The sequence below is a fragment of the Martinezella tropici genome (genome assembly GCF_008370325.1).
GTDB classification, from domain to species: Bacteria; Pseudomonadota; Alphaproteobacteria; order Rhizobiales; family Rhizobiaceae; genus Rhizobium; species Rhizobium tropici_B.
This window is the reverse complement of the sequence record NZ_VNIP01000022.1, coordinates 24672-31634: the sequence shown is the minus strand read 5'-3', so window position 1 is coordinate 31634 and position 6963 is coordinate 24672. Positions and strand designations below refer to the sequence as shown.

The 6963-nt window shown below is 56.1% G+C and carries 8 protein-coding genes; 6 read left to right on the top strand and 2 right to left on the bottom strand.

Features of this window, described 5'->3' with window-relative positions:
* Window positions 1-64: 64 nt before the first annotated feature.
* Entirely contained in the window at window positions 65-1117 is a 1053-nt protein-coding gene (locus tag FP026_RS29785) for a helix-turn-helix domain-containing protein (protein WP_149638147.1), read from the bottom strand.
* Window positions 1118-1255: 138 nt separating this feature from the next.
* Here FP026_RS29785 and FP026_RS29780 point away from each other — a divergent pair, with 138 nt between their 5' ends.
* Window positions 1256-1843 (top strand): TetR/AcrR family transcriptional regulator, encoded by a 588-nt coding sequence (locus FP026_RS29780; protein WP_149638146.1) that lies wholly within the window; start codon window positions 1256-1258, stop codon window positions 1841-1843.
* 344 nt (window positions 1844-2187) lie between these two features.
* Here FP026_RS29780 and FP026_RS29775 read toward each other — a convergent pair whose 3' ends face one another.
* Complete coding sequence (locus tag FP026_RS29775; protein ID WP_149638145.1) at window positions 2188-2646, bottom strand: hypothetical protein; 459 nt, start codon at window positions 2644-2646, stop codon at window positions 2188-2190.
* Between the two features lie 278 nt (window positions 2647-2924).
* Between FP026_RS29775 and FP026_RS29770 the strand changes: the two genes are divergently transcribed.
* The 5 genes from FP026_RS29770 (at window position 2925) to FP026_RS29750 (ending at window position 6946) form a co-directional block, all read left to right on the top strand.
* Entirely contained in the window at window positions 2925-3314 is a 390-nt protein-coding gene (locus FP026_RS29770; RefSeq protein ID WP_149638144.1) for an Ivy family c-type lysozyme inhibitor, read from the top strand.
* Between the two features lie 113 nt (window positions 3315-3427).
* A complete protein-coding gene (locus tag FP026_RS29765) occupies window positions 3428-4117 on the top strand; it encodes a lysozyme inhibitor LprI family protein (protein WP_149638143.1) in 690 nt (229 codons plus the stop codon).
* 155 nt (window positions 4118-4272) lie between these two features.
* Complete coding sequence (locus FP026_RS29760) at window positions 4273-5097, top strand: lysozyme inhibitor LprI family protein (RefSeq protein WP_149638142.1); 825 nt, start codon at window positions 4273-4275, stop codon at window positions 5095-5097.
* 28 nt (window positions 5098-5125) lie between these two features.
* On the top strand, window positions 5126-5725 hold the full coding sequence (locus tag FP026_RS29755) for a hypothetical protein (protein WP_149638141.1): 600 nt from the start codon (window positions 5126-5128) through the stop codon (window positions 5723-5725).
* Between the two features lie 198 nt (window positions 5726-5923).
* Entirely contained in the window at window positions 5924-6946 is a 1023-nt protein-coding gene (locus FP026_RS29750) for a DUF4424 domain-containing protein (protein WP_149638140.1), read from the top strand.
* The last annotated feature ends 17 nt before the right edge of the window (window positions 6947-6963 follow it).

The window sequence follows — 6963 nt, the reverse complement described above, 5'->3', positions numbered from 1 at the left end:
GGGGTCTCCTTGCCGCTTACACGCTAGGTAGATCTGAGACGTTATAAAATACGTTTCGGAAGCCTCAATTGCCGGGTACTCCAAACGGCAATGTCCAGCCCGAGGGTCGCTCGACATGCTCCTGATGACCACGACGAGTGGCCGGTTTCAGTACGGAGGCGGCGCGCATATTTTCCAGCGTCTCGCTTGGGGTGTGGCCGAATTCGGTCTTGAACAGGCGATAGAAGTATTTCTCGTTCGAGAAGCCATGCCTCCAGGCGATCTCGGCAATATGAGGATGCGGCCGGGTGGGATCCGCCAGCATTTGGTAGGCACGGCGCAGCCTCCTGCGTTGTATTTGCCGCATGACGCCGCCGCTGCCTTCGAGCAATTGGTAGAGTTTTGCCCGCGACACGCCGACATCCCGGCAAATCTGATCAGGCGTGAGATTGACATTCAGCAAATGAGTATCGATGTAACGCAGGATCCGCTCGCGTAGTGCATCTCGGATCGGGCTATTCGCCTCAACCAACGCATCCGGCGTCGGGGACACTGCGGCGGTGACGAGCTGCAGGGTCGATTGAACGATATAGGGAATTTTATGCTCGCTAAGGCTTGCAAGGTTTCGCAACAGCGAAAGAAGATGGTCGCCGAGAAGACAAGCAATGCCATCCGCAAGCGTCTGCCCATGCAAAAGTGCAGTTTGGCTTGGCAGCAGATCTCTCGGCACCACCAAAGAAATCACGTCGCCAGCCTCAACCAGGCCTTCATTCACTTGAGCGGCATCAAGGACAAACAGATCCCCGGCCGCCTTTATGGGGTGAGGCGTGCTCCATCGACACAAATATCGACCACTCACCATCAAGATGAACCGAAAGAAATCATGATCATCTGTTCGGATACGCCGCTCGGCTCGATTGGTTTCGTGGATGGAAAATCGGGTCTGATTGAGCCACCGTCTACCGGATAGGATGAGAGGGCCGAGAGCAGCACCGGTTGCTTCGGCGTCGAACGCGATGGAAGCATCGCTCCGCAATATGCAGTCACAGTGATTGTCGTCGACCCAAGCTTGAAACCGATCTTTTTCAGGAAATTCGAGTGTCGAGAAACTGAACATTAAAGGGGAAATCTGCGCCATTGAACTTGCCTTTAACGGCCGCCGTCTTCGAATATGTGCAGCAATAAGTTGAAGGGCTAATATGGGCGGTTGATGGAATAGATAGAACGATCAGTCTAAGATGTCTATATGCAATTCGGTGAGACAAAGGAGGCATCAATGAGCCCGAAAAAATCGCAGCTCGTCGCGGTCGCGACCGATTTGTTTTCAAGGCATGGCTTTCATCCAATCGGAGTCGACCGGATTTTGGCCGAGGCCGGTGTCGCCCGCATGACGCTCTACAACCACTTTCCCGGCAAGGACGATCTGATCAGCGCCGTCCTCGATCGCCGTTACCACGACATCATGGCCAGCCTTCGCGCCTGCGTCGAACCCACCTCTTCGGCAAAGGAACAGCTGAGAGGTATTTTTGCATGGCACGAGGCCTGGTTCACCACCCCGGATTTTTCCGGCTGCCTGTTCGAGCGTGCACTTGCCGAATTTGGCACCGACTATCCAAAGATCTCCGATGTTGCCATTCGATATAAGAAAAACATGATGGCATGGATGGGCGATATGCTGAAAACCTTATTGCCGGAGCATGCCGCAACACGTGTCGCCTCTCTTCTCCTAATACTGTTGGATGGCGCGACGATCGATGCTCGCGCTTTTCACGATCCGACCATAGCCACGAGGGCGTGGGGCGTCGCGGAGGCCATTATCGAACAGGAAATAGCGCTGACCTCAACGAACTCCGTACGACGTTAGCGATGACGCCCCCGTAGCGAGGCATGCGGCGGCTTCACAGTTCGCGGTTGCGACGTCTCTCATGTGGACCACTTCGCTCCCTTGATGTGAATGAACGATCTTGTCGGGCGACTCGATCTGGCGAGAATACGAAGCTGGTTTCTCAGTTTACTGGCTGGAGATCAAACCACAACTATATTTGCTTTAAAGAGTGCCGGCCTATACCTTGTGGCAGCCGCATAGCCCGCGTGGGGAGCGCGGTGGGCGGAGCGAATATCCCGAAATGCTGCAATCGCCGGCTTAATTTTCCGAGGACCGCCGGCTTTGGGACGGCCTGCTGTTTGGACTCGTCAGTCCTTGGCCCTTCAGTCTTTCAGGCGAAAGACGCCGTCGAGCGAAGAACCATCTCCTCCACAGAACTTACCCATCTCGGCTTTCGTCGCGTTGAAAGTCAGCGCGTCTCGCTTAACAACCGCCACCAGAGCCGGCAGCGTCGCATCAGCCGGATCTCCGTCAGGAGCAAGATCGGCAACAACGTTGATGCGGGTCACGGTACCGTTGAAAACGTTCGCAACGAGCTTTCCTTCGGCGATAAATCCACAATCGACGGAGGTTGCTTCTCCATTGGGGATACCGCCGACTTGTACCGTCAACCGGGTACGTGACGATTTTTCGTCGAGAAGCATGACCGTGACGCTCCCCTCTCCAAAACTACCGCTTGCTCTCTGGTAGATATGCTCCTGATCGGCAGCATTGGTATCGGCGGCATGGAAAGCCACTGCACACAAGATCAAAAGCTTAGGTCCGCACGCTTTCTTGTTCAATTTAGCCCTCATTGTATCGAAAGGTTGGCATGTGAAAATTCAACTTCATCCCCAATCGAGCTCAGTTGGACGAAAACCCAAATAGAACCTTGCATGGTGATAATCTAACGTTCCCAAGTGCAACTTCATCCAAAAGAGCTGCACTTGCGTTCAAATCGCAAACGTCCGAACTGTCGCCCATCGACATTTGCAGCCTTAAGAGGCAAGCAGCCTTACCGCAGGTAACTGTCTGGAGCGACAGTGGATGCGGTAATTATTTGCTCGAAGCTGAGGGATCTATGCGTCGGCTGATACTATCTCTTGCACTCCTCGGAATGGCGGGCATCGCCCGTGCCGGGGACACCTACATCTACGATCTGCTGAAGAACTCCGTCTACGCACAGTCGTGGAAGACGCTGACCTCAGCCAAAAAGACGCCCGCCTGGGTGCGTGACGAGAACAGGTTCATCGCCGGGGCTTTGAAGATCATATCCATCGACGCAGTCAACTACCAGATCAGCGTCATATCCAAGCAGCATGCGACGAACGATGGGCAAGCCTCTATTCTTTTCAACATGAACGGGACGCAGGCATGGGCTGAGGTCCAGGAGGAGGGGAAACCTGCTCTCTATCTGGGCGAGCCGTCCGCTGCCCAAAAGTCAGCACTCGACGAGGCTATCGCGGAATAGTCGTCTCTCCTCACCGACGTGAATCTCTCCATGCATCGACTCCGCGAGGTAGCATTGCCGGATTTCCCAATCTGTCGAGGACTGGTCTAGCTAGGTCTAATAAGTGCGCCAAGGTGGCCTTCATCATGCGAAGAAATGCACTTTTACTGCTTTGTCTCCTCTTGGTTTCCTTGGCGCCGACCGGCGCGATCGCTGCCAGTTTCGATTGCGAGAGGGCGATTGCCCGCGTCGAGAAAGTGATTTGCGGAACTCCAAGCCTTTCGCAACTCGACAGCCAGCTGGCGACTGTTTTCAAGACGGCCTTGACCGCGGTGGCACCCTCCAGCAAGCAAGCCCTGCTTACGGAGCAGCGAAATTGGATCAATCACACCCGGGACATATGCCAGGATGCGGCCTGCATGGAGGAGGCATATCTCAAGCGGATCGATGTTCTTGCACGCAATGAGAGGTACATCGTCGACAAGCCGTCGTGCGAGATTCCGGATGGCAATTCCTGCCGTAGCGTCGTCGTTCTTCGCGACCCCAACAGCCGGCTTCAGTCCTTCGATCAGTCCATGTCCGACCGAAACATCGACGGGAAGATCATTGGTTGCAAAAAGCTGATCGATTTGCCGGTCGGAACGGCAGACGGCAACCATAGCTTTGGCGGCGACTGCGTGCTCGAAAGCCACTCGAAGAGGACCGATGTCAGAATCTGCAGAGATTTGATGCTCGGGCGTTTCGCGATTGAGCCTTTCGAGCGACGCAGAGAGCGGGATCACGACCTGATCGAATTCACCAATCAGCGATGTTTCGGCGGATGATCGAACCGCTAAGCGATCATCTTGCTTTGATGAGCACTGTGCGGTGCAGAAGCGTCCATATTAAGTGCACCGCTATTTCGATCTCAAGAAACCCATACACCTGATAGCTCTGGCAAGATATTTGCAGCCGGAAAGAACATCGAGGAGCAGACCGCATGCCCAGCCATCAACTCAAGAAGCAAATTCGGCTCGTGACGATCTGCCTGATGACGACCCTCGGCGCGAGCATGCCGGCCTGGGCAATCGACTGCACAAAGGCGAACGATGCCATCGATAAGAGAATCTGTGGCGATGCAGGTCTGAAGGCGGCCGACACTGCCATGGGGCAGGCCTATAGCGCAATTCTCAAGACTGCGCCGGACGCCGAGGTCCGTTCAATGCTTATAAACAGCCAACGCCGCTGGGTTGCAGCCCGCAATGAGTGGTTCAGCAGCAATCCTGGCGATCGCCCATTGCCGCTCAGCGTGCTTCGCAAGGCCATCACGGAGCGAACAGCCGGTCTTGCCGACCGATCAGACAAGGGCTTTGTTGCCCAGGCAGTGGCCCAGCGCGGGTTTCTCACAAAATATACCGGTGGGGCGTTTTCCGGTTTCGATACGAGCTGCGAATTCATTCCAAACGACAATAAGCAGACCAGCTTTTCCTATCAGTGCACCGCCGCCGTTCACGTACAGAACAAGGACCGAGTCTGCAGCCTGAGCACAGAATTCGCATCCTGGGCGCTCTACCAATATTACGCTGTCAGCACCGTTGCCGGGGAGCAGGCCAAACCCGCCGCATTTTGCGGCGATCAATCAGGAGATGTCTGCGAAAATGGCAAGGGAGGAGGATGGGACCTCTCCCCCGATGCCAACCACTTCCCCGCGCCGAAAAATGACCTTCCGAAACTCGACACCGAAGCCAACTGGCCGCTGGGAGAAACCGACGCCACCTGGTTCGGCCAATGCCTGACCAGCCCTACCTATCCGCCGGCGCAGTAGACGATATCATTTCTGAAGGACCACACGAATGAACATTGCAACCGCGCTCACGATCGGTGTCGGCCGCGCAATCACAGTCGGGCTGGGCTCATGCGCTTTGGTTGTCACGGGATTGCTCTCGATGTCGGCCACCGCTGGAGCCGTCCGACCAATGAACACTTTCCGACCCTACACACGACGAGATGGCTACCTTGCCCCGGCGCTCCTGTGGACGGCGACGGTGGGCGCCTGCCTTCTGCTGGCGGCGCAATCAGCCTTTGCCAGTGGCAGCTTGCCGCCTGAACCGGTCGCAGCAGGCCGCTTCTCCAATTTTGCCGAGTGCCTCGCCTATCTGGAAACAACACAGAGAAGCCAGGCAGCCCTTGCCATGCCGGAGCCATTGCCGGCCGAAAATGGAGGCACACGCCAGGTCCTGGTGACCACGAAAGGTGTTTCACGCGGACCGGACGAGCAGGCGACTTACGACGCGGAGGTCGGCTACGAATACCGATCGATCGACACTGCAAGCCAATCCATTGTGACCAATTACTCCTGGGAGCGCTATTCCCTCGCATGTCGCGGTGCGGCTTTTACCGGTTCGCTCCAAAAAGGCTATGCGCTTCCCGGATCCGAAGCGATCCGCCAGTAAGATAGCGCATACCGACGGATGGTCCGCCTCCAACGCGTGCCATTACAAAAATGGACGCAAGTACACCTCAGCTGGACGCCGGAATATCCGTGCGGCGACCGCGCTCTGATAAAGCCTGCTGGCTTTGTTCCTCCATCGTCAGCAGTGCCGAGGATCGAGAGCGATTGAAAGAATGGCCCCGATTTCGAAAGATAAGCCATGCGATTTATTCCACTTGCCCTTGGCGCCTTGATGCTCCTCCCCACACATGCCTTCGCCGACGACAGCTCGGCAACATTGGGGACCGGTGGCCTCGTTCTTCAGAGGACGGACAAGATTGCGCTCGTCTCCGAGGAACTCTATTTGTCGCCTACCGGCATTCGCATTTCCTATCGCTTCCGCAATCTGACGAATGCTGACTACGCCACGACCATAGCCTTTCCGATGCCGGCATTTCCGGGCGGCGGATCCAATTCGACGACCGTCGTTCCCGATCCGGCAAACGACAATTTCATGAAATTCAAGACTGTCGTCGACGGGCAGCCCGTTCCTTCGCAGCTGGAACAACGCGCCTTCCTCGTCGCGGATGGTCAGCCGGACGAGGAAATTACCGATAAGCTCAAAGCCCTGCACATATCGCTAGTGCCGACGGCGGAGGCCAGCGAGGCGACGATCAGTCGCTTGTCGAACGCGCAGCGCAAGCAGCTGGTGGATGCCGGTTTCTTTGATACCGGCGAAGGCGATTACACCGGACAACCAACCACTCTTTATCCGCTTTGGACGCTGCGTTCCAAATATTGGCGGCAGCAGACCTTTTCCAAGGGAAAAGACGTGATCGTGGAGCAAAGCTATGTCCCGGTCCTCGGCAGCCAATCCACTCTGTCCCTGGGCTCACCCGACATGGATAGCGACCAGCTCAAACACTACCGCGACACCTTCTGTACCGATGAGGCCTTTCTGAAGGCTGCCCGCTCGCTTCACAAGAAACTCGGCGACCCCAACCCGACCTTCCAGGCTTTCGAGCAATATCTGTCCTACGTCATCACATCCGGCGGCAATTGGGCAGGGCCGATCGGCGAGTTCAAACTGATCGTCGACAAGGGCGATCCCAAGACGCTGGTGTCCTTTTGCGGCGACGGCGTGAAGAAAATCGGCCCGACCCAGTTCGAAATGGACATCAACAACTACACGCCCAAACGCGACATCGATGTGCTGCTGCTTAGAACCGTGCCGGTTCAATAATCCTGGGAGCAAACGTG

Bases quoted from the DNA above. Each gene is read 5' to 3' on its own strand.
- FP026_RS29760 (WP_149638142.1), top strand. From the start codon at position 4,273: ATGCCCAGCCATCAACTCAAGAAGCAAATTCGGCTCGTGACGATCTGC.
- FP026_RS29770 (WP_149638144.1), top strand. From the start codon at position 2,925: ATGCGTCGGCTGATACTATCTCTTGCACTCCTCGGAATGGCGGGCATC.
- FP026_RS29750 (WP_149638140.1), top strand. From the start codon at position 5,924: ATGCGATTTATTCCACTTGCCCTTGGCGCCTTGATGCTCCTCCCCACA.
- FP026_RS29755 (WP_149638141.1), top strand. From the start codon at position 5,126: ATGAACATTGCAACCGCGCTCACGATCGGTGTCGGCCGCGCAATCACA.
- FP026_RS29780 (WP_149638146.1), top strand. From the start codon at position 1,256: ATGAGCCCGAAAAAATCGCAGCTCGTCGCGGTCGCGACCGATTTGTTT.
- FP026_RS29785 (WP_149638147.1), bottom strand. From the start codon at position 1,117: ATGGCGCAGATTTCCCCTTTAATGTTCAGTTTCTCGACACTCGAATTT.